Annotated in this window: 18 protein-coding genes; 5 read left to right on the plus strand and 13 right to left on the minus strand. The window is 66.8% G+C overall.

The features are described from left to right. Window positions 1-70: 70 nt before the first annotated feature. Entirely contained in the window at window positions 71-2539 is a 2469-nt protein-coding gene (locus QY325_13765; protein WKZ65823.1) for an adenylate/guanylate cyclase domain-containing protein, read from the minus strand. Between the two features lie 205 nt (window positions 2540-2744). Here QY325_13765 and QY325_13770 point away from each other — a divergent pair, with 205 nt between their 5' ends. Then, window positions 2745-2936 carry a hypothetical protein gene (locus QY325_13770; GenBank protein WKZ65824.1) on the plus strand — a complete coding sequence of 64 codons (192 nt, stop codon included), beginning with the start codon at window positions 2745-2747 and terminating at the stop codon, window positions 2934-2936. Here QY325_13770 and QY325_13775 read toward each other — a convergent pair. Next, a complete protein-coding gene (locus QY325_13775; GenBank protein ID WKZ65825.1) occupies window positions 2914-3663 on the minus strand; it encodes a LytTR family DNA-binding domain-containing protein in 750 nt (249 codons plus the stop codon). The genes QY325_13770 and QY325_13775 overlap by 23 nt on opposite strands. Next, window positions 3660-5453 carry a histidine kinase gene (locus tag QY325_13780; protein WKZ65826.1) on the minus strand — a complete coding sequence of 598 codons (1794 nt, stop codon included), beginning with the start codon at window positions 5451-5453 and terminating at the stop codon, window positions 3660-3662. Before QY325_13780 ends, QY325_13775 begins: the two co-directional genes overlap by 4 nt. A gap of 124 nt (window positions 5454-5577) precedes the next feature. Between QY325_13780 and QY325_13785 the strand changes: the two genes are divergently transcribed. After that, the gene (locus QY325_13785) at window positions 5578-5922 is read left to right on the plus strand and encodes a ribose-5-phosphate isomerase (protein WKZ65827.1); all 345 of its coding nucleotides are present in this window, start codon (window positions 5578-5580) and stop codon (window positions 5920-5922) included. Between the two features lie 521 nt (window positions 5923-6443). Further along, entirely contained in the window at window positions 6444-6926 is a 483-nt protein-coding gene (locus tag QY325_13790; protein WKZ65828.1) for a heme-binding domain-containing protein, read from the plus strand. Between the two features lie 195 nt (window positions 6927-7121). Here the strand turns inward: QY325_13790 and QY325_13795 are convergent, their stop codons facing one another. The 8 genes from QY325_13795 to QY325_13830 all read right to left on the minus strand — a co-directional run bounded on the left by QY325_13795 (window position 7122) and on the right by QY325_13830 (window position 18280). Continuing rightward, window positions 7122-9209, minus strand: a complete 2088-nt coding sequence (locus QY325_13795; GenBank protein ID WKZ65829.1) for a T9SS type A sorting domain-containing protein — start codon at window positions 9207-9209, stop codon at window positions 7122-7124. 237 nt (window positions 9210-9446) lie between these two features. Beyond that, window positions 9447-10562: a hypothetical protein gene (locus tag QY325_13800; protein WKZ65830.1), complete on the minus strand. Its 1116-nt coding sequence runs from the start codon at window positions 10560-10562 to the stop codon at window positions 9447-9449. Between the two features lie 189 nt (window positions 10563-10751). Next, the gene (locus QY325_13805) at window positions 10752-11453 is read right to left on the minus strand and encodes an ABC transporter ATP-binding protein (GenBank protein ID WKZ65831.1); all 702 of its coding nucleotides are present in this window, start codon (window positions 11451-11453) and stop codon (window positions 10752-10754) included. Next, window positions 11450-12661, minus strand: coding sequence for an ABC transporter permease (locus QY325_13810; protein ID WKZ65832.1), 1212 nt, complete (start codon window positions 12659-12661; stop codon window positions 11450-11452). The genes QY325_13805 and QY325_13810 overlap by 4 nt, the downstream gene beginning before the upstream one ends. Before the next feature lie 2 nt (window positions 12662-12663). Further along, on the minus strand, window positions 12664-13878 hold the full coding sequence (locus QY325_13815; GenBank protein ID WKZ65833.1) for an ABC transporter permease: 1215 nt from the start codon (window positions 13876-13878) through the stop codon (window positions 12664-12666). A 12-nt stretch (window positions 13879-13890) separates the two neighbouring features. Beyond that, complete coding sequence (rsgA, locus tag QY325_13820; protein WKZ65834.1) at window positions 13891-14952, minus strand: ribosome small subunit-dependent GTPase A; 1062 nt, start codon at window positions 14950-14952, stop codon at window positions 13891-13893. Window positions 14953-14956: 4 nt separating this feature from the next. After that, the gene (locus QY325_13825) at window positions 14957-15703 is read right to left on the minus strand and encodes an outer membrane lipoprotein-sorting protein (GenBank protein WKZ65835.1); all 747 of its coding nucleotides are present in this window, start codon (window positions 15701-15703) and stop codon (window positions 14957-14959) included. Between the two features lie 81 nt (window positions 15704-15784). Then, entirely contained in the window at window positions 15785-18280 is a 2496-nt protein-coding gene (locus tag QY325_13830; protein ID WKZ65836.1) for a cation-translocating P-type ATPase, read from the minus strand. Window positions 18281-18478: 198 nt separating this feature from the next. On the opposite strand from QY325_13830, the gene QY325_13835 reads away from it, so the two are divergent. Together QY325_13835 and QY325_13840 are read left to right on the plus strand one after the other, a co-directional pair. Continuing rightward, a complete protein-coding gene (locus QY325_13835; protein WKZ65837.1) occupies window positions 18479-18874 on the plus strand; it encodes a heme-binding domain-containing protein in 396 nt (131 codons plus the stop codon). A 102-nt stretch (window positions 18875-18976) separates the two neighbouring features. Continuing rightward, window positions 18977-20248: an NAD(P)/FAD-dependent oxidoreductase gene (locus tag QY325_13840; GenBank protein ID WKZ65838.1), complete on the plus strand. Its 1272-nt coding sequence runs from the start codon at window positions 18977-18979 to the stop codon at window positions 20246-20248. Here the strand turns inward: QY325_13840 and QY325_13845 are convergent. Then, the gene (locus QY325_13845) at window positions 20220-21308 is read right to left on the minus strand and encodes a hypothetical protein (protein WKZ65839.1); all 1089 of its coding nucleotides are present in this window, start codon (window positions 21306-21308) and stop codon (window positions 20220-20222) included. The genes QY325_13840 and QY325_13845 overlap by 29 nt on opposite strands. A gap of 57 nt (window positions 21309-21365) precedes the next feature. Continuing rightward, window positions 21366-22091: a hypothetical protein gene (locus tag QY325_13850; GenBank protein WKZ65840.1), complete on the minus strand. Its 726-nt coding sequence runs from the start codon at window positions 22089-22091 to the stop codon at window positions 21366-21368. Window positions 22092-22117 lie beyond the last annotated feature (26 nt).

Genomic DNA, 22117 nt, shown 5'->3' on the forward strand with positions numbered 1-22117 from the left:
GCCGTCGAGCGGCATCGGATGGCATGAGCCGGAAAACCTGGCGCATGAACCGGATGCAGCCGTCGGATGGTCACTGCACGATGAGCCGCCGCTCCGCGGTGCCGCTGGCATGCACCACGCGCACCACGTAGGCCCCCGGTGCGCAGCCGGAAACATCCAGCACGCGCCGGTGCTCCAGCGAGCGCTCGCTGCGGATCACGCGTCCCTGCGCATCGATCAGCTCGATGACCACCTGGCCCTGGACCGCCACGCGCACCTGCACGAGGTCGTGCGCGGGATTCGGGAAGAGGCTCAGGATATCGTCAGCCGATGACAGGCCATCATCGATGCCGGTGGCGAGGTCGCGGACCCACAGCCCATCAGTTCGGGCCGAATGGAGCCTTCCGTTATGCACTGCGATCGCGTAGCAGGTGCCCAGCGCTTCCACCAACTGCCACGTGGCTCCCTCGTCGTCCGACCGGTACAGGCGCGAGATGACCGTGGTCCGCAGCGCGTAGAGCCCTTCTCCCGTGGGCAGGAAGCGAACGGTGCCGCCGCCGGGCAGGCCGGTGCTCGACCAGGTCCACGTGTCGCCACCATCCGCACTGCGATAGATCCCGTAGGTGCCACCGGCAAGAAGCTCACCGCCTATGCTCTGTATATCAGTGATGGAATGCGGGTCCCAATCCACCGGCGCCACCAGCTTCGGCTCGAACTGGGTCGCGCCGGGCGTGGTCCGCCACAGGTATCCGTTGCCACCTGCGCCGGCCCAGAGCGTGTCGCCGATCACGCGGAGCACGGCTACGTTGCCCGCGTTCATCCCATCCAGACCGCCGAAGGGCGCCCAGGTGGCTCCAGACCGCCTGAAGACACCCGCGCCCACGGTGGCGCACCACAGATCGTTGTCGAAGTTGGCCACGTCCGCGATGGATAGGCTGCCCAGACCCGTAAGGCCTTGGGAGAAGTGCTGCCACGTGATGCCGTCGGTGGGGCTCACGAAGAGGCCGTTGCCCCCCGTGCCGGCGAAGAGCATGGTGCCATCGTGGTAGAGCGCATCCACGAAGAAGCCCGGCTGGGGAAGGGTGGCGCCCCGCTGCCAATCCAAGCCATCGGCGCTGCGCCACACGGTGGAGTCGGTTCCGGCATACAGCGCACCTTGATGCGCCAGCAAGGACGGCGTATTGGCCGCCGGAAGGTCTTCGATACGTTCCCATTGAGCGGAGCCGGGCAGGGTCATGCCTGCGAGGGCAGTGACGAAGGCGATCCGCGAGACGGATCTCTGAACCTCCACGGTGCCGCGTTCGGGCCGGGTCTTCATGCCCCAGAGCAGGAAGGCGGGTTCGCTGCCGCCAGGCGTAGTGCCGCATTGCTGCGTCTCGAACCGGTCGCGCACCACATGCTGGAAGCGCTCGCTGATGAGGATGCAGCCTGCGGGTGCCGCATCGCGCAGCTTGACGGCGCCTTCCACGCCGGGGCCGATCACATCGAACACGGGCATCACCTTACCCAGGGCGGTCCGAGCGGATAGGTCTTGGGCGATGCCGATGCGCAGCGACAGGGTAGCGCCTTCCGGGAGAGCGGTCTCCTCCGCAACATGCAGCATGGCCAAGGCCAGTTCGGCGAGGTGGTCCGCGCCGCCGGTGCCGATGCGCGCCGCGGTGCCGATGGCCATGAACTCGCCTCCGGAGAGGCGCGCACGCTCCAGTCCGCGGCGTTGGGCCAGCGTGTCGAAACGGACAATCAGGTCATGCAGCAGGGCGATGCGCTCATGCAGGGGCCAGGGATGCGACTGCTCGATGTCGACACAGGCGCTCAGCACGTTCATGGTCTCCGGCCGCTCGGCCACGAGTCCCGGATGCTCACGCCAGCGCCGGCCGAGATCCTCGGGCAGGGCGCTCATGCGGTGATCGGGGCGCATGCGCTTGGCGCGCTGCACGGAGCGGCTGCGGAACAAGGTCCACAGGTTGGCCTCCAGCACCACCGCAGCCAGGGCCGCTCCCAGCGTGGCCATGCCGATGAGGAAGGTGCATGCGATGGCGGATTCGAGCTCCTGCCGGGCGCTGGACCAGAGCCGGACGAGGTAGATGCCGTTGTACACGACCATCACCGGCAATGCGTAGTGCACGCGCAGCCGCAAGGCGAGCACGGCATGGAAGGTGATCATCACCAGGCCCACCAGCATGGTGAGCGCGGGCTCCGGTAACAGCGGCGCCACCGCGAACACCATGAGACCCGACGAGAGGTTGCACAGTGCGGCGAGCCATTGGTAGTGCCCGCGGAACTTGCGATTGCCCAAGGCCGCGCCCACGGCGAGGTAGAAGGGCAGCACGATGCCCAGGCTCTGTGACAGTTCATCGGCGTTCCACTGACGCAGGGCGAGGCCGAGGATACCCGCCAAGGCCCAGAGGAGCGCTCCGGAGTACATGCCCCAGCGCATGGCCATATGGTTCACGCGGTCGTGGAAGCGGTCGAACGCACGGCGCATGCGCGAATCGGCCGAGAGGGGGAGCGCGCTGAGCCAGCGCGTTGCACGGGACGGGAGGAGATCGAGCGTTCTCATGCGGCGAAGGGAGCCCACCACGGCGCCTTCGGCATCATGCGATGGCATGAGTGGGCACGATTGCGGCATGAACCGGACCGGGGCTCGATCCTCCTGTTTCCTCATGAGCGACGGTGAGCCGTCGCAGCTCCATGTCCGTCACTTGCCGGGCACCTGGCGATGAGCAGTTCAGTGCGTCGTGCACCGCGCGATCCACCGAACTGACGTGGCTCTCTTGACTCCTGTGGGCAGCACCATCGATGCCGACCCGGAGCGCGCAAAGGTTTGGGCGGATGAATGGATCGTGGGTCCCTTCGACCTGTCGGGCGCGACCAAGCATCTCGACGTGGCCGCCTACCGGCATCCGCAAGTGCGGACCATCGCCACGATCCCCCTCACCGGTCCAGCCAGGCCTTGAACTCGGCCGAGCGCTCCACGCTCACGATGCTCTCGATGTCGGTGGCTGGGTGCAGCACCACCTTCACGCGGCTCTTGCTGTAGGGCACCATGCTCTTGATGGCGCCGAAGCTCACAATGAGCTGGCGGTTGATGCGGAAGAAATGGCGCGGGTCGAGCTCCGACTGGATCTTGTCCATGGTGCCGTCCACGATGTAGCGGTGGTTGTCGGTGCTCACCAGCTTCACGTAGCGGCCCTCGCTCTGGAAGTAGGCCGCCTGCTCCACGGGCACCGAGCGGATCTGCCCGCCGCTGGCCACCATGAAGCGCTCGCGGTAGGCCGGTTGCCGGAGCGCGCTCAGCTCACGGAGCACGCCTGGGTCGATGCCGAAGCGGCGCTTCAGCCGGTCCACCTTCCCCAGGGCCTGCTGGATCGCCTCCAGCGAGATGGGCTTCAGCAGGTATTCGATGCCATTGGCCTGGAAGGCCTGGATGGCATACTTGTCGTAGGCCGTGGTGAAGATCACAGGCGCTTCCACCGCCGTGCGCTGGAAGATGGTGAAGCACAGGTCATCGCCCAGGTGGATGTCCATGAAGATGAGGTCGGGCCGCAGGGCCGCGATGCCCTGGACGGCGTCCTCCACGTTGTCGGCCATGCCCACAACGCGAAGGGCGGGGTCGGCCTGTTCCAGCAGGCGCACCAGCCCTTGTGCGGCGGGCGCCTCGTCCTCGACGATGTAGGCGGTCATGGTTCCTGGGAAAGGATGGGTACGGATGCGGTGTAGTGTGTGTCGGTGAGAGTGAAAGCGGGCTCCTCGGCGCCGAGCATGGCGTAGCGCCGACGGATGTTCTCCAGGCCCGTGCCCGTGCCGGCCTCGCTTGTGCCTCGGGGACGCAGGTCGTTGCGTACCACCAGGCGATCGCCGTCAACGCCCACGGTGATGCGCAGGGGCTTGGCGGCGCTGATCGCATTGTGCTTGATGGCGTTCTCCAGCAGCATCTGCAGGGTGAAGGGGGGGAGGTAGCCCTTGAGCGCATGCGCCGGCAGGTCGAGCGCCACCTGCAGGCTGTCGCCGAAGCGCATGCGCTGCAGGAAGAGGTAGTGGCGCACCAGGTCGAGCTCCTCCTCCACGGGCACGATGGTGCGCTCGCGCGAGGTGAGCACCTTTCGGTAGAGCGCGCTGAAGCTGGCGATGAACTCGCGCGCCTTCGCGGGCTCGGTCTCCACCAGGGTGTACAGCGTGTTCATGGCGTTGAAGAGGAAGTGCGGGTCGATCTGGCTCTTGAGCGTCTCGAAACGGGCCATGAGGCTCTCCTGGAGGAGGAGCTCGTTCTCCTCCTGCAGCCGCTCCTTGTCGCGCTCCAGGCGCTGCGCGGCCTCGCGCTTCATGCGGTACTGGCGGCGGAAGGAGACGATGAGCACGACGGCCAGCGCGCTGATGATGGCCAGCGCGCCCCACGCGATGCGCGACCGCTGCGCGCGCAGGGCGTTCACCTCGGCCTCTGTGCGGGTGAGGGCGAGCTCCTTCTCCATGCGGCCGAGCGCGAAGCGGGCCTGGGCCTCGGCCACGGCGCGCTCGCGGAACACGCCGCTGAGCGAGTCCTTCACCGCCAGCAGCGCGTTGGCCGTGTTCAGGGCCCGGGCACTGTCCTTCATGGCCAGGTGGTATTCCACGCGGCTCCCCAGCACCGTGGCCAACAGGTCGCCGGCGCCGTGGGTGCGTGCGATGCGCTCCGCCTCATCGAGCCGTGCAGGCACTTCCTCCAGCCGGCCCTGCTCGAAGTAGAGGTATGCCAGCGATTCGTTGACGCGGGCCTCCAGATGGGGATACCCGCCGCCCGGCACCACCGCCAGGGCCCGTCGGAAGGCGGCCTCGCTCTCGCCCGGCCGACCCAGCGCCCCGAAGGTGACGCCCATGTTGAAGTGCAGATCGGCCATCACGAAGCTGTCCTGCGCCGCAGCGGCCAGCGGCAGCCCCACCCGGCACCAATACAGTGCGCTGTCGCCCTGCCCGCGGTAGTCGCTGAGCGCGGCCATCACCAGCGGCAGGCGATAGCTGCGGCCCACGGGCTGCTCCTCGTTCAGCCGCAGCGCTTCGCGGAGGATCGGCTCCGCTTGGGCCAGGTCGTCGAGGTCCATGTGGATGGCGGCCATGCTCAGGAGCGCATCCACCCGGCCGGCGTGGTCGCTCAGGGAGTCGGCCAGCTCGTAGGCGCGCACCTGCGCGGCCATGGCCTCATCGAACCGCCCGAGCAGCCGCAGGGCATGGCCCCGGTAGTGCACCATCTCCTTCCGCCACCAAGGGTCGTGTGCATGGGTGGGCGCCGCCAGCAGCGAGTCGGCCACGGCGAGCGCCGCCTCGGGCGGCTGCGTGCGCAGCATGCGCGAGAGCTGGCGGGTGCGCTCCTTCAGCGCCGCCGAGCGGCCCCGGCCACTGGCGAGCAACGGCGCCAGTGCGAGCAGCAGGAGCAGAAGGGGCCTTGCGGTCATCGTCCAAAGCTGATCATTGCCGGGGCTCAGCGCGCATCGCTGATGCATGAGCGGGAAGATCCGCGGCATGGGCCGGCAAGGGACGGTCATGGAGGAGCAGGACCGCCGTTCACCCGGGAAACCCCGGGGCCCGACCCCTTGCCGGTGGTTTCTTTGCCGGCGCTGCCGGACCATGCCCACTGCCTACACGGTCTATGTGATCGAGCTGAGCCGGAAGGTGTACACCGAGAACTGGAAGTTCCGAGCGGCCAATCCGCAGTACAACGGTGCACGCGAATGCCTCTACGTGGGCATGACGAGCAAGACGCCCCAGGAGCGCTTCGCGCAGCACAGAACCGGCGCGCTCAGCAAGAAGGGCCACGACCTCAGCAGCGCCATCGTGAAGAAGTACGGGCGGTACCTGCGCCCCAGCCTCTACCAGCACATCGGCCCGCTCAGCCGCGCCGAAGCGCTGGCCGTGGAGCGGGGCCTGGCGCTGGAGCTGCGGCGCAAGGGCTACGCGGTGTGGACGAATTGAGGCGGGGCGCGTACCGTACCCGTGCTTGAGGCGCCGCCCTCCGCCCATCGTCGGGGTCCGTGCGGGGCTCGGTCCACCTTCACCAACGGGTGCACCCGCTCACGGCCCATGCCAGGTGCGCACGAGCGCGGATGCATCGACTGCGGCCACCGTAGCCCGAGTACCAGTAGCAGCATGGCGTTGAGCACGCCTTCGATGTGGCTGCTTTGGCCCATGCGCGGGTTGGCCAAGGCGGGCACCCGCAGGCCGGTGAGCAGGCCGAACGGCAGCAGCCAGGCACCGGGCTTACGCAGGCGGCGGGCCTGGTGGTCATGGCAGGGGGAGATTCATGAGAAGGCACTTCGGCGCAGGGTCGGGCCTCGGTGGCCTTGGGGGCCTGGCCTGAGGACGATCAGAGTCTCATATGGCGGTTTCCCGTATCCTTGAATGACCTGGAGCGAGGAGGGGCGGCTCCTAGGGGTGAAGCAGGCCTTCCGTCTTTCGAACATATCCCCAGATCACCGAATACTATGCGTCCACTCTTGAAGAAGATCCTCCTCGGCCTGCTGGGCCTGCTGCTCATCGCCCAGTTCTTCCAACCGGACCGCTCCGCGCCGGCAGCCGACCCGGCGCTCGACATGCTGGTCATGACCGATGCACCGCAGGACATCCGTGATCTGGTGACCGGCGCCTGCTACGACTGCCACAGCTACACCACGGACTATCCTTGGTACGCCTACGTGTCCCCGATGAGCTTCATCGTGCAGGACCACATCAACGAGGGCCGCGAGCACCTCAACTTCAGCCTGTGGGACAAGTTCGCCACCGACAAGCACGCCCGTGAAGCGGGCAAGGAATTGGGGGAAGGCGAGATGCCCCCGGGCTACTATCGCCTGATGCACGGCCACGGCCGCATGGGCGATGCCGACAAGCAGAAACTGGTGGCCTGGTTCAATGCGAACCTGGGCAGTGTGGACGGTGGTGGTGGAGAGGCCACCGAGGCCGAGGAGGGCGAAGGGCATTGAGCAGCGCTCAATTTCTCCACCGGATCCGCAGATACGCCGCGTTGCCGCGCACGTTCCAGTCCAGGCCGTTGTCGTTCCAGATCGATTGCGCAATGATGCCCGGCTTGATGCGCCGATCGCTTCAAGAGCGCCTCATGTAACGATAACGGGCGATGACCGTTCTGCCATCGCCCGTCACCGGATTCAAGGACCTGCTCAATCCACCTTCACCACCCGCTGCACGTGCTCCCGGTCCTGTTGCCGGTAGCGGACGAAGTACAGGCCTTCGGGTAGCGCTGACAGGTCGAGTGTGGCCTGTGAAGAGGAGAACCGTTCAGTGAGCACCACGGCACCCAGCGCATCCACCACCTCGACCTGTCCCAATACGCCACCATCGTCCATCCGCACGTTGATCATACCGTTGGTCGGATTGGGCCAGAGCATCGGTGCGTTCGACGCAGAGGCCTCTGGCATATCCGTGGAAATGTCGCTCCCACGTCCCCAAACGCCCTCGCGGTGCGTGCCCGCCAGCAGGCGGCCGTCACTGGTGTTCAGGAAGCAGCGCACCGAGGTGCCCGCTGGCATGCCTTCCGATGCATCGGCCCAGGTGAGCCCGCCATCCGCACTGGCGTAAAGGCCGGGCACGGCGGCACCGGTCTGCGGCCAGCTTGCATCGAAGCCCGCGAAGAGCGAATCATTGTGGAAGGCGATCGCCCTGCAGTACATGCCGGCCGGTAGGCCGCTGTTGGCCGCCTGGAAGCTGTTGCCCCCATCCATGCTGCGATAGAACTGTGTGTAGGCACCGCTCTTGGCGCTCACCACGAGCAGTCCCGGTCGGGAGGCCATGGCCTCGATCTGCAGCACGCCGCTCAGCCCGTTGAGCACCGTCCAGGTGTTGCCATTGGTGGTGCGCTGCAGTCCGCTCGTGGTGCCGGCGTAGAGCGCGCCATCCGCAACGTGCAGTGCCGTGACCAGGCTGGGGGATGGAATCGACTGCCAGGTGAGGCCCTCGTCCACACTGCGGAAGATGCCGTCCCCATAGGTGCTGGCGTACAGCGCACTGTTCCAGGCCACGATCGCGGTCACATCGCCCGAAGGTCCGTTCTGCAGGAGGTTGGTCCACGTGAGGCCGTTGTCGGTGCTGCGGTACATGTTCAGCTGCGCACTGGCCAGCAGGAATTCCTCGCCGGCATACAGGGCGTCGAAATTCAGTTCCACGGCCAGCCCGGCATTGCGTGGTTGCCAGGTGAGGCCGCCGTCGGTGCTCATGTGCACCCCTTCGCTCTGTCCCGCCTCCGTATTGCGCGTGGTGGCGAACAGGCGGTCACCGGCATCCACCATGGTCACCAAACTGGTGTGCGGGATGCCGCCATCGGTGTGGCTCCACTGTGGCGTTGTGCCGGTGGTGCGCCAGATACCTCGGTTGGTGGCCAGCAGCAGGTCTCCGCCGCTGCGCACCAGGGTGTGGGGAAGCAGGGAAGGCGCCAGGCCCTGTGACATCAGGGTCCAAGTGAGCCCGCCATCCGTGCTGCGGCGAACGCCGCCGTAGGGGTTGATGCCCAGGTGCACCGTGTCGCCCTCCACCAGCATGGCCATGCCCTGCCAGCTTCCCACCGGCGCGCTGTGGGGCACGGTGGGGGTCCAGCTCTGGCCGTGGTCCGTGCTGCGGAACACCCCATGCTGGTTGGTGGTGAGCAACTGGTAGTCCGCATTGCCCGCGATGCGCAATGCACTGACGAAGTTGGGCAGACCGCTCATTAGGTTGGTCCAGCTATTCCCTTGGTCATTGGTCCGGAACAGCATGCCTGCGCCGATGCTGTACAGGTAGGTACCGTCGCTGCCCAGGTGCTGCATGAAGCTGCCTAGCTGGTCGTTCGGGTCGGCGTCCGTCCAGCTCTGTCCGCCGTTGCAGCTGCGGCGCACACCGCTGTTGTCATTCACGCTGTAGAAGCAGCCGTTGTGCCAGATCAGGTCGTTCACGGCGGTCACGTCAACCGACTGCCAGCCGGCGCCGCCGTTAATGCTCCGGAAGACCCCGTGGGAGTAGCCGCCCACGATAATTACGCTGCCGTTGGAGGCGAGGCTGTTGAAGAAGGCCTCGGGCAGACCGGTCACCAGCACCCAATCGGTACCATCGCTGCTCTGATAGAGACCGTGCTCGGTGGCCGCGAAGTGGGTGCCGACGTGCACCACAAGGTCCATTACCGTGCCCCCGTTAGGGCCGTTGAAACGCTGCCAAACGGCCTGCGCGGTGGTGAGGAGGAGGGAGGAGAGAACGAGAAGAAGGGATCGGAAGCCGTGCATGTTCGTGTTGCGTTCGTGTCATGGCCACGGCAATAGGCCATGGCAGGTACGGGACGCAAAGCTCCCCCGGCTGTTACAGGCGTGAAGGCCCATGCCGGATGGGGCGGCAGCATGAAGCCGACGAAACGGGTGAATGCGGTGATGGAACGGCGGGGCAGGTGTCCGGCTCCCGGCTCGATCGGGAAGCAGCCGCATGGATGCGCGACCCCGGGCGCGAATCAACCCCGCTGGAGGGGCTCAATAACTCCAGCGGATCCGCAGGTACGCCGCGTTGCCGCGTACGTTCCAGTCCAGGCCGTTGTCGTTCCAGAACGACTGCACCGTGAGGTCCAGGTCGAAGCTGGTGGCCACGTTCCACGTGAAGGTGGGGAAGAACACCGTCGTATTCAGGTGCGGGCTGTAGAGCACGGCCACGTTCATGCCAGTGATGGGCGAGAAGGCCTTGTTGGCCCCGGCGAAGAAGGTGTGCTCGAAGGGGAGGAGCTGCTTGGCGCTGAGCGGCAGGCTCAACAGCGGGTTCGTGAAGTCGCGCACCGCGTTGCCCAGTGAGTTGTAGAGGTAGGAGGCGCTGAGGTACCAGTTGCCGCCGAAGGTGCGGTCGGCCATCACCGAGGCGGTGAACACGCCGGTGCTGTCCAGTGGTTTGACCTTCGGCAGGAACCAGGAGGCCTCGCCCTTGAAGCCGGCATCCTTGATGTGGCCCGCCCAGCCGCCGCCCAGAACGAGGTCCTTACGGTAGAGGCCCGCCAGCACCTGGTAGTCATACTTCCGCCGGTTGAACTTGTACAGGGCGGCGCCGATGTGGTCGTCGGGACCAGTGCCGCGTGCATACGCCACTTCGAGCGTCCGTTCGGATGACGGGAACCACAGTGCCCGAACCGCATCGCTGCCGGGGCGCTCCTCGTAGTCGAAGTCCAGGTAGTTGAAGGCGTTGAAGAGGTCGTTGGGGTTCCACACGTTGTTGATGCCCCAGTTGATGCGCTGCCGGCCGATGTGGGCCTCCCATTTCTCGCGTCGGTGGCTCAGCACAGCGCGGTCGAAGGTGGTGAGCAGCACGGCGCCGGGTTCGTCCACCCATAGCACGCTCATGCGCACGTTGCCGGTGTCCACGTCCACCGTGCGGCCGAACTCCGGCTGCAGCTTCACGGCCTCGCCGTAGAAGAAGCGGTTGCGCATGCCCGCCTTCAGCGAGGTGTGGCGGGTCAGCACCGCCTGCAGGTTCAGGCGGTGGTGGAAGAGCTCGTTGGTGACGAGCTGGTCGATGTCGTTCACCCAGCTGGCGGAGTGCAGGTACTTCAGGTAGCCGCCGGCGGTGAGGTTGGGCTTGAAGGCGGTGGTATCCTGTGCTGACACCGCGAGGGGCGCGAAGAGGAACGGCAGAGCCGCGACGAGAAATGCGGGCAACCACAGAGGCACAGAGGGCGCAGAGAAAATGCTCAGGTGCCGCTCCAACGAGGGAACCTGAAGCGTGCTCGCTGCAGCTCTTGATGCGCTCCGCATTTCCATGCTCCGTGCCCTCTGTGTCTCTGTGGTGAGTTGGGCTTATGCGTTCACCTTGTCATCCACCACCTTCCCGTCCTCCAGGGTGATCACCCGGCGTGCCCTCTGGATCACGCGCTGGTCGTGGGTGGAGAAGAGGAAGGTGATGTGCTCCTCGGCGTTGAGCTGCGCCATGGTGTCCAGCAGCTTGAAGGCGGCTGCGGAATCGAGGTTGGCGGTGGGCTCGTCGGCCAAGATGAACTGCGGCTTGGGGGCCAGCGCACGCGCCACGGCCACACGCTGCTGCTGCCCGCCGCTGAGCTCGTTGGGGCGCTTGTCGGCCTTGTCCCAGAGGCCCATGCCGCGCAGCAGCTCGTCCACACGGGCATCGATCTCCTTCCGCGGACGCCCCTGAAGAAGCATCGTGAACTCGATGTTCTCCCGCGCGGTGAACACGGGGATGAGGTTGTAGCTCTGGAACACGAAGCCGATGTTGCGCAGGCGGAAGTCGATCAGCTGGTTGTCGTTGAGCGTGCCGATGTCGAGCCCGTTCACCACCACGCGCCCGCTGGTGGGGCGGTCCAGCCCGCCGATCATGTTCAGCACGGTGGTCTTGCCGCTGCCGCTGGGCCCGCGCAGCGCCACGAACTCGCCGCGCTCGATGTGCAGATGCACCCCGTTCACCGCATGCACGGGGATCTTGTCCTGGTCGTAGGTCTTCACCAGTTCGTGGGCGTCGATGACGACGTTCTCTCCGTGCTTCATTTCCGGATGGCTTCCGCCGCGTTGAGTCTCAGGGCCCGGATGGCCGGGTAGATCGCTGAGAGGAGCGAGATGGCCACCACCATGGCGAGAATGACAAGGGCGTGGTAGAGCTTCATCGAAGGGAACACGTGCGGGTCATATCCGAACTGGGTGGCTGTCTCGCCCCAGGTCCGCAGGTTGATGCCCTTGTTCGCGCCCCAGCCGATGGCGATGGCGGAGAGCAGCGCGCCCACCGGCACACCCGCCATCACCACGAGCAGGGTCTCCAGCACCACCATGCCGAAGATGCGCGCGCGGCCCATGCCCACGGCCATCAGCATCCCGATCTCGCGCGTTCGCTCCAGCACGGCCATCAGCATGGTGTTCACCAGGCCGAAGGCGAGCGCGAGGAAGATGATGCCCAGCAGCACGAACATCATCTGGTCGAAGGTGCCCACGAGGATCCGCATCTCCGGGCTCAGTTCGGACCATCCGCGCACCAGCAGGCCGGGCAGCGATGCGCGCAGGGCGGCCACCTCGGGCTCCACGGCCTCGCTGTGGTCCAGCAGCAGGGCGATCTCGTGCACTTCGTCGCCGAGGCCCAGCATGTCCGCGGCATCGCTGCGGGTGATGTAGGCGTTGGCATCATCGCGCGGACCGTTGATGGTGGCATAGATGCCGATCACGCGGAAGGCGCCGCTCACGATGTCGCCGCCGGGGCCTTGCGCCATCACCACCACCTTGCCGCGCAGCTTCACCTTCAGCTGGCGGGCCACCTTGGTGCTGATGAGGATGCCGTGGCGCCGCTCCGCGCTGAACCATTCGCCTTCCTTCAGCGCGCTGCGCAGTCCGGTGGTGGCGTCCTCGCGGTCGGGGTCCACACCGTTGAGGCGCAGGCCGGTGCTGCCCGTGGGCGATTGCAGCATGCCGGGGAAGGCCACGCGCGGGGCCACACTGCGCACGTGCGGGCGCTGTGCCAGCATCTGCACCAGGCTGTCGGCCTGCGGGATGCGGAACACGGGGTCCTGGTCGGCGATGAAGCCGGGGTGATGGACCTGGACGTGCGAGGTCTCGTGCCGCACCACGCTGTCGATGCGCTGTTCGATGAAGCCCTGGTAGAAAGCCACGAGCAAGGCCGAGGCGAAGAGGCCGATGGCGACCGCGGCGATGATGATGCCGCTGCGTCCGGGGTGGCGCCACACGTTGCGCCAGGCGAGCTTCAGCAGCATGGTCAGCGTTTCATGGCGGTGAGGGGCAGCAGCGTGATCACATGGCGCCAGGGGTAGATGGCCAGCACCAGCGCGATCACCAGCACCACCAGGGTCTGGTCCAGGAAGATGCGCAGGTCCAGCACGGTGGGCATCACCGGCTCGAAGCCGAAATCGGCGTACAGCTCGGCGAGGTTGGCCCCCAGGCGGATGGGCCATTCCCGCAAGGCCCACACCACCGGCCAGGCCAGCAGGTTGCCGGCCACTGCACCGATCATGGAGAGCAGCACCGATTCCACCACCACCAGCACGGCCAGCAGGCGCCGGCTCATGCCCACGGCCAGCAGCATGCCGAACTCGTAGGTGCGTTCATGCAGCATCATCAGGATGGTGCCGAAGATGCCGAAGGCCACCACGAGGTAGAGCACGCCGATGATGACGCTGGTGTTGAGCTGGTCGCTGCGGATGTGGCTGTCCACCTCGGGCATCATCTGTTTCCAGTTCATCACGCTGCGGTCCGCCGGCATCATGGTCCTGGCGAGGGCCTCCGCGTGCTCCATGGCGGCGGGATCGTTCAGGGCCAGGGCCCATGTGGTGACCATGGCGGGCGTGGAGAGCAGCTCCTGCGCGATGCCGAGCGGCAGGTACACCAGCCCGTCGTTCAGTTGCGGCGAACCGAAGTGGGCGATGCCGCGCACGGGGTACTTCCCGGCGGCCATGCTGCCGTGGTAGCCCTGTCCCAGTAGCACCACCGTATCGCCCACGTCCACCGCCAGGCGGCGGGCCAGCCCTTCGGCGAGCACCACGGCGGGCTCCCCGTTGCGTACCGGGCCACCGCGCACGATGCGGTCGTCGAGCTTCATCAGGTGCTGTTCGCGTTCGGGGTCCACGCCCATCACCATCGCTCCGCGGGTCAGCGTGTCGGCGCTCACCAGCATGAAGGTCTCCAGCCGGGGCACCACGGCCGCCACGCCATCGATCCCTTCGAGCTGTTCCTTCAGCACAGGATCATCCGTCATCAGCAGCTCCAGTGAGGGTTCGTCCCAATAGCCGGTGGCGTGCACCTGCACGTGGCCGCTGTAGCCGCCCACCACGCTGTCGATCAGCTGCCCGAAGGTGCCCTTCACCAGCGCCTGCGTCACCACGGCCAGCAGCACGGCGAAGGTCACCGAGCTGGTGGTGATGAGCGTGCGCCGCTTGTTGCGCCAGAGGTTCCGCCAGATGAGCTTGCCGATCATGGATGGTGAGGGTCACATCTTGCCAAGGTCCTTCTTGTACCGCTTGAGCATCTTCCAGAAGGCCTTGTCCTTCCCTCTGCGCTCGGCGACGGTCGTGCGGTAGTGTGCGGCCTCGTCCTTCATCTTCTGGTAGTTCGCGTAGGAGGCTTCGTCCAGTTCACCGCGCTGCAGCGCCGACAGCACGGCACAACCGACCTCGGAGGTGTGGGTGCAGTCGCTGAACTTGCAGTTCTTGGCAAGCGCGGCGATGGCATCGAAGGTGACATCGAGCCCGCGCTCCACATCGGTGACGCCCACTTCGCGCATGCCGGGATTGTCGATGATGATGCCGCCCGTTGGCATCACGAACAGTTCCCGGTGGCTGGTGATGTGCCGGCCCTTGCCCGTGCTGCCACTGATGGTGCCCGTGAGCATGGTGCCGGAGCCGATCAGGTTGTTGATCAGGCTCGACTTGCCCGCGCCGGAGGACCCTAGCAGGCAATAGGTCTTCCCATGCTCCATCATCCGTTGCAGGGGCTCGCTGCCATCCTGTTGAAGGTTGCTCAGGGCGATGAGCGGCACGTTCGGGATGCGCGCACGCACCTGTTCCTTCTGCTGCTCCACCTGTTCCGGCTCGAACAGGTCGGTCTTGGTGAGCACGATGATGGGCCCCACACCGCTCGCGTGGCAGATGGTGAGATACCGCTCCAAGCGGTTGATGTTGAAGTCCTGGTCCAGGGCTTGCACGAGGAAGGCGTGATCGATGTTGGCCGCGATGATCTGATCGCCGCCGTGACCGCCGATCGCTTTGCGTGCGATCACGGACGAACGCGGATACACATGATGTATCGTGGCATGACCGGGCTCGTGGACCTTGATCGCCACCCAGTCACCCACGGCCGGGAAGTCGTGCCGGTCGCGGGCCATGGCGCGCAGCTTCCCGATGATCTCCGCCTCCAGGTCACCATCGGTGGTCCTCACCACGTACCGTTCCTTGTGCTCGGCGACAACACGGCCGGTCTCGAAGCCACCGAGCCCGTGTTCGGTCCGGTACCGCTCCAGCGCGTCAGTGTATCCGAGGTCCTCGAGCGTCATGGGATCACCGCACCCGCGTGATGTTCTGCGTGGTGAAGAAGCCCGGCGGGATGGGTTGGTCGAAGGTGATGCTGCGGTAATGGATTACGGTCTTCTGTCCGGGCTTGTCCGCAGGGAGCATCTCCATGCGGGTGGGCAGCAGGCGGCCGCCGAGCAGCTGCACTTCGCCGGCTACCATGGTGTTCACCAGCTCGTCGTATTCGTCGTAGTACTCCGCGCGCAGCATCAGGTGGTCCTTCTTGTCGATCCACAGGCGCACCTCGCCCCACACCACGGCTGCTTCCGGCTTGGGCTTCATGATCACCTTGTGGCAGGCACGGCCCTCGATAGTGCCGTCGCCGGCCAGCGTGTGCGTGTAGTCCTCCACGATGCTGCTCTCCTTCACCAGGTCGTCGTTGGTGAAGTCGGTACCCATCCAGTTCTGGCTCATCATGCTCGGCGGCATCTTGATGGTGCGCTCCACGCTGGGGATCCAGTTCCACACCTCCTTGCCGCGCTTCAGGTACACGATGCCTTTCTCCTTGGCGGGGGCGGTGATCAGCACCAGCGCGTTGTCGTTGCCCTCGCTCCAGGTCTTCATGCTCATCTCGCGCTGCCAGGTGGGCCGCACCACGGTCATCGTCATCTCGGCCTGGCTGGTGGTGCCGCGCGCATGCTCGTCGGCCTTGCGCACGATGTCCGTGGCGTCGGTCTGGGCGGTGGTGGTGGCCGCGAACAGCCAGGCCAGCGTGGTCAGGAGATGTGGGCGCATCGGGTACATCAAGTACAAGGTCGGCATCCTGTTCCGGATGGCGATTGACGTCCATCACATCGATGATGGACCGGCTATGGACTACTTCCGCTTCCACGCCTTCACCCCTTCATACCACAGCACGCTGGCCAGGCCGGCGCCGGTGGCGAGGGCGAGCAACGCTGCGCTGGGCGAGGCCAGGTGGAAGAAGTCGCGCAGCACCGGCAGGTAGAGGAGCAGGATGAGCAGGGCCGCCGTGCCAAGCACGATGCCGCGCAGCAGCATGTTCCGGTAGGCGATGGTGGACAGGATGGAGTGCTCGAACGAACGGTTGACCAGCGTGAGGGCGATGTTGGCCACCACCAGCGCGGTGAAGGCGAGGGTGCGCGTCATGTCCTCGCCGAGCTCCTGCACCACGGCGTAGTGGTAGCAGCCCAGCACGCCCGCGGTGATCATCAGCCCCTGGGCGAGGCTGGTGCGCAGTTCGGTCCAGGAGAGGAACGTGAGGTCCATGCGGCGCGGACGGCGCTGCATGCTGCCGGATTCCAGCGGTTCGCTCTCGTAGGCGATGCTGCACGTGGGGCCCATGAGCAGCTCAAGGAAGATGACGTGCACCGGCGTGAAGATGTTGGGGTAGAGCCAGCCGAGCAGCAGCGGCAGGGCCACGGTGAGGATGATGGGGATGTGGATGCTGATGATGTACTGGATGGCCTTCTTGAGGTTGCCGTAGATGCGGCGGCCCTGCGCCACGGCGTCCACCATGCGGCTCAGGTCATCGTCCAGCAGCACCAGGGCGGCGGCTTCCTTGGCGAGCTCGCTGCCGCGCTTGCCCATGGCGATGCCGATGTGCGCGGCCTTGAGCGCGGGGCCGTCGTTGACGCCATCGCCCGTCATGGCCACCACTTCACCTTGTGCTTTCAGCGTCTTCACCACGCGCAACTTGGCCTCGGGGAACATGCGGGTGAAGAGGTTGCTGCTGCGCACGGTGGTGGCGAGCGCGGCATCGTCCATGGCCTGCACAGCATCGCCGGTGATGGGTGCGCCGGCGATGGCGAAGCCCACCTGCCGCGCGATGGCCGTCGCGGTGACGGGGTTGTCGCCGGTGATGATGAGGGTGCGGATGCCGGCCTGCTCGAAGCTTCGGAACACGCGGCCGATGTTCTTCTTCGGAGGATCCTCGAAGGCCACCAGGCCCAGGTAGCGGAAGGTGAAGTGCTGCTGCTCGGCGGGCCAGGCGTCGCCGCTGTGGGTGGTCTCGCCCACGGCGAGCACGCGGTAGCCTTGGGCGGCGAGGGCCTCCACCTGGTGCATCACGTTGGCGCGCGTGGTGGCGGCCAGGTCGCTGCAGGCGAGGATGGCCTCGGGGGCGCCTTTGGCGGCGATGATGCGTTCGCCGCTGTCGTTGGCGAAGACGTGCGTCATCATGGGGGGCTTACCGCTGAGGGGGTACTCATGCACCATGCGGAAAGCGGGGCGGCGATCGTGGGTGCTGTGGCGCGCGTAGGCGGCATGGAGCGCGGTCTCCATGGGGTCGAAGGGCACGGGCTCGCTGGCCCACATGGCGGTGGCGAGCAGGTGCAGGGCCTCGGGACTGTCCCAGCGGTCGGGGGGGCGGGCGGCGTCCTCGTCGCGGAGCTGCATCGCCACGAGCTCCATGCGGTTCTCGGTGATGGTGCCGGTCTTGTCGGCGCAGATGACGGTGGCGGCGCCGAGGGTCTCCACGGTCTTGGACTGCTTCACCAGCACGCCCAGCCGCATCATGCGCCAGGCGCCCAGGGCCATGAAGGTGGTGAAGGCCACGGGAATCTCCTCGGGCAGGATGCTCATGGCCAGGGTGAGGCCCTTGAGCAGGCTGTCCAGCCAGTCGCGCGAGGCGATGAAGTTGAGGCCCCACACGAGCAGGAAGAAGGCCGCGCCCACGATGGCCATGTTGCGGACGAAGCGCTGGATCTGGCGTTCCAGGGGGGAGCGCCCTTCCTCGATGGTGGCGAGCGATCGACCGATGCGCCCGATCTCGGTGGCGGGGCCCACGGCGGTGACGCGCACCACGGCGAGCCCGCCCACGGCCTGCGTGCCGCGGTACACGCGCCCGGGCTTGTCGGCGCTCACTTCCTTGAGCACGCTGAAGGCCTCGCCGGTGAGGATGGATTCGTTCACCGAGAAGTCGTTGGCGTGCACCACCTGTCCGTCGGCGGGCACCAGCTCGCCTTCGTTCACCACCACATGGTCGCCCAGCACGAGCTCCTCGGTGGGCAGTTCCACCACGGTGTTGTCGCGGATGGCCCTGGCCTTGGGATGGCTGAACTGCGCGAGGGCCTCCAGGGCTTTGCGGCTCCGCTGGTCCTGGTAGAGGGAGATGGCGCTGATGAGCACGATGGCGCCGAGCATGAAGAAGGCCTCGCTGAACTCGCCGAGGATGAAGTAGATGGTGGCCGCCGCGACGAGCAGCAGGAACATGGGCTCGGTGACGGCGGTGCGCAGTGCCTTCCAGAAGCCGTCGTGCTCGCGGCCGTTAAGGGCATTGGTGCCGTGGGCCGCGCGCGCCGCTTCCACCTCTGTGGGGGGAAGGCCGGTGAACGGGAAGGGATTGCTGGACAAGCCGATGGGGAGGGGAGTGGAAGATAGATCCTAGGTCCGCACCGGATGTCCTGACACCGGTCGGCACCCGCGCGGCGGAATCCCACGACCTTGCTTTGAGCTTCCATAAGGTCATGGTCAAGCGGATCCTTCTCATCGCCTTCGGGCTCTTCCTGGTGGCGTGGTTCATCCGGCCGGATCGGTGGGTGCCCGGCGTTGATGCCGCCAACGACATGCTGGCCGTCACCGGCGCACATCCTGCAGCTGGTGATCGGCGCCTGCCACGACAGCCACAGCTGCCGGACCGCCTTTCCGTGGTACGGCAGCGTGGCGTCTGTGAACTTCATCATGCACGACCGCATCAGCGAAGGGCGCGGGGTGCTGAACTTCTCGTTGTGGGATAAGCATGCCGGCAGCGAGGTCGCCTCTGAGTGCGGCGGGGAGATACAGGAAGGTGAGATGCCTCCGGGCTACTGCCGCTCCATGCACAGCCATAGCGACTTGGATACGGCCCTTGGGAAGGGGCTCATCGCATGGTGCAATGGCACGGGTGCCGCTGGTGAGGGCAGCGTGGATGCGCATGGCCATGAGGAAGAAGCCCGTGAGGCGCTCTGATCGGCAGCGGAGCGGCCGGCCGGCTGCAGCCGAATGACGCGTATGCCTGCCGCAGATCCGTGTGTGCGTTGAGGTGTCGGCGTGCCTCGCATCTTTAGCGCCGTGCAGCCCGGCTCCGCGCATCCTCAACGCATCGTCGTCATCGGCGGCGGTGCGGCGGGTTTCATGGCCGCCATCAGCGCCAAGGCGCACCGGCCCGATGCCGATGTGCAGGTGCTGGAGAAGAGCGACAAGGTGCTGGCCAAGGTGCGCGTCAGCGGCGGAGGGCGATGCAACGTCACGCACGACTGCTCCGAGCCGCGCAAGCTGGCCCGCCATTATCCGCGCGGCGAGGCATTCCTGCGCAAGGTGTTCGCGCAATGGGGCCAGCCCGAGGCCGTGCAGTGGTTCGCGCGGCACGGCGTGCGGTTGAAGGCCGAGCACGATGGTCGCATGTTCCCCGTCACCGACGATTCGCGGACCGTGATCGATGCGCTGCAGGCGGCTGCGGAGCGGCTCGGTGTGCGCATCCGCATGCACTGCCCGGTATCGCGCCTGGAGCGCGCGGACGGCACCTGGCGACTCGCGACGCCCCTGGGTGACTTGCAGGTGCATCGCGTGGTGGTGGCCACAGGCGGCTCACCCAAAGCGGAAGGACTGGAGTGGCTGCGTGCGCTCGGCCTGGAAGTGGTCGCCCCCGTGCCCTCGCTCTTCACCTTCAACCTGCCCGGTGAAGGCATCCGCGACCTGATGGGCGTGGTGGCACCCAACGTACGCCTGCGCATCGAAGGCACCGGGCTCGAGAGCAGCGGACCGCTGCTCATCACCCATTGGGGCTTCAGCGGACCGGCGGTGCTGCGCCTGAGCGCCTTCGGTGCACGCGTGCTGCACGGCATGGGTTACGCCTACGCCGTGCGGGTGCAGTGGCTCGGATCGGTGGGAGAGGCTCACGCGCGCGAGCAGCTGCAGGCGGAGGCTGCGGCGCATCCCAAGCGCCAACTCGCGAACGCGACGGCTTTCGGCTTGCCCGCGCGCCTTTGGACCTACCTGCTTGAGCGCGCTGGCCTGCCCCCCCATAAGCCCTTGGGCGAGCTCGGCCCGCGCCTGCTCGCGCGGCTGCTCGATGTGCTCACCAATGACAGGTACGCTGCGCAGGGCAAGACCACCTTCAAGGAGGAGTTCGTTACGGCCGGCGGCGTGGCCCTCGACCAGGTGGACCCCGCTACGATGGAGAGCCGCGTGGCGTCGGGCCTCCATTTCGCAGGCGAGGTGCTCGACATCGATGGCATCACCGGCGGATTCAACTTCCAGGCCGCTTGGAGCACCGGATGGCTGGCGGGCAGGGCAGCAGCCGAGCCCCCATCGATCACTCCACCGAGCATGAGCGCAGGGTGAAGCGGCCGTAGCTGAAGGGCCCTTCGGCCAGGTGCCAAATGGCTTCGCCATAGCCGGGAACCAGCCGCCCGTTCACATGCCGGTGCTTGCTGCATGGCGTGGTGAAGCGCAACGGCTCCATCCGGCCATCGGGCATCAGGCAGTACCGGTCGTCGCTGATGAAATCCACCAATCGTCCCTCTTCATCGATCACCAGCTCCGCGGAAACGGGGCGGGCGCCGTGCGTGAAGGTCACCCGTGCACGGTCGTCGGCGATGGGCGTCCAGGACATGCGGGGGTCGACGAGCGCGCCGGGGGCGAACAGGCAGAGGTCATTCAGCCAGGTCACGGTTTCCGAGGCGTCCATCCGGTCACCGCTGTGATCCATCACCGTAACCAGTCCCAGCAGCTTGATGTGCATGCGGGCATGCCCTCCCGCATAGGCATGATGGCCCTTGGTGGGCAGCCCCTTCATCACCGCATCGATCCAGAAGTGGCGCGTCGGTTCGCCGAAGGTGTTCACCTGCACGCTGGTGAAGGGCATCCAAGGGCCATCTGCGCCGCGGAGCTCGCCGCTCAACTCCATCCGGAGCACGCGCGGCCGCGGCCGGCCAACGGCGCCATGGGCGCGCAACAAGCGCTGAACCGGCGGCGGTAGCCCGGTCATGTCGCTCTCCGCGACCATCCGCTGCGGCTCCGCCAGGGCGCGCTGCACCGCCGCCGAGGTGCCGTTCGCGTACCCGTTGCGCAGGCTCCAGACCGCCGCCCCCAGCACCGCAGCGAGGAGGATGGCGGCGTTGGCGAAGGTCCCGAAGCGAGCATCCGACCAATGCAGGATGATGAGCGCTTGGGAGACCGCTGCCCCGGCGGCCGCAGGCACCCACCACGTATCGCGGTGGCGGATGACCAGGGCTAGAGCTACCAGGAACAGGATAGCGGCGGCTCCCCACAGCAGTCCCTGTGCGCGGGAAACGGGCTTGGCGATGGCAGCCACCGGGCCCCAGTCCCACGCCTTTGCGAGGCCCATCAGGTGGATGGCGCCATGAACGAGCAGCAGTGCAAGGAGCAGGAAGCGGAGCATGGCGCCGACGGCTGCCCCAAGGTTAGCGGATGCGGCGGGTCGCAGCACTGAGCATCCTCACCCGCGCACCACCTTGAAGGGCAGCTGGAATACCACCGGCACGGGACGGCCGTTCTGCGTGGCGGGCATCAGGGGAGGCAGCGCGCGGATCACGCGCTCGATCTCGGCCTGCACCGCAGGGCTGGGCTTGGGCACGCAGAGCACACGGCCGATGCGCCCTTCGGCATCAATCTCGATGGAGACGGTGGTGCGCTCCTCGCGGCGCATCTCGTCGGGCACCTGGAAATTGCGCTTCAGATGGCGTTCGATGAGCTCTTCCGTGCAGTCATCGAGCGCGGTGCGGTCACGGCCTAGGCAGCTACGGAAGTAGGGGCGCTGCTCCACGCCATCCCAAGGCATGGGGCCAGGGTCCACCGTTTCGGGAGGCGCGGGCCCGATCGGGTGGGGCACAATGGGACCGGGATCCGGCGGACCGGGATCCGGCCCCGGGTCGGGAACGGGCCCGGGCTCAGGTGCGGGCTCCGGCCCGGGCACGATGGGTCCGGCGCTGCGCTTGGCCGCCGCAGGCTGGGCGGCGGCCCGCTTCTCCAGGATCACCACGGGCGGGTATTCCAGTTCGTCCATGGGCGGCAGCGGATCGCCCGGAAGCGGCACTGCGGCACCGGCCGTGGTGCGCCACTCGAAGGCCACCAGCGCGAAGGAGAGGGAGATGAGCAGGCCCGCGAGGAATCGGCGGCCATGGCCGGCGGAGGCGGCGCGCCAAGGATGGAGGGCGGCATGCATGGTGAAGGGTGTTTATCCCTTCAACT

Source organism: Flavobacteriales bacterium (assembly GCA_030584065.1).
Lineage (GTDB): Bacteria > Bacteroidota > Bacteroidia > Flavobacteriales_F > PHOS-HE28 > PHOS-HE28.

Coding starts and splice junctions, on each gene's coding strand:
- QY325_13795 (WKZ65829.1), bottom strand. CDS start 9,209: ATGCACGGCTTCCGATCCCTTCTTCTCGTTCTCTCCTCCCTCCTCCTC.
- QY325_13805 (WKZ65831.1), bottom strand. CDS start 11,453: ATGAAGCACGGAGAGAACGTCGTCATCGACGCCCACGAACTGGTGAAG.
- QY325_13765 (WKZ65823.1), bottom strand. CDS start 2,539: ATGAGAACGCTCGATCTCCTCCCGTCCCGTGCAACGCGCTGGCTCAGC.
- QY325_13850 (WKZ65840.1), bottom strand. CDS start 22,091: ATGCATGCCGCCCTCCATCCTTGGCGCGCCGCCTCCGCCGGCCATGGC.
- QY325_13785 (WKZ65827.1), top strand. CDS start 5,578: ATGCCCACTGCCTACACGGTCTATGTGATCGAGCTGAGCCGGAAGGTG.
- QY325_13835 (WKZ65837.1), top strand. CDS start 18,479: ATGCCGCCAACGACATGCTGGCCGTCACCGGCGCACATCCTGCAGCTG.
- QY325_13810 (WKZ65832.1), bottom strand. CDS start 12,661: ATGCTGCTGAAGCTCGCCTGGCGCAACGTGTGGCGCCACCCCGGACGC.
- QY325_13845 (WKZ65839.1), bottom strand. CDS start 21,308: ATGCTCCGCTTCCTGCTCCTTGCACTGCTGCTCGTTCATGGCGCCATC.
- QY325_13780 (WKZ65826.1), bottom strand. CDS start 5,453: ATGCATCAGCGATGCGCGCTGAGCCCCGGCAATGATCAGCTTTGGACG.
- QY325_13815 (WKZ65833.1), bottom strand. CDS start 13,878: ATGATCGGCAAGCTCATCTGGCGGAACCTCTGGCGCAACAAGCGGCGC.
- QY325_13775 (WKZ65825.1), bottom strand. CDS start 3,663: ATGACCGCCTACATCGTCGAGGACGAGGCGCCCGCCGCACAAGGGCTG.
- rsgA (WKZ65834.1), bottom strand. CDS start 14,952: ATGACGCTCGAGGACCTCGGATACACTGACGCGCTGGAGCGGTACCGG.
- QY325_13825 (WKZ65835.1), bottom strand. CDS start 15,703: ATGCGCCCACATCTCCTGACCACGCTGGCCTGGCTGTTCGCGGCCACC.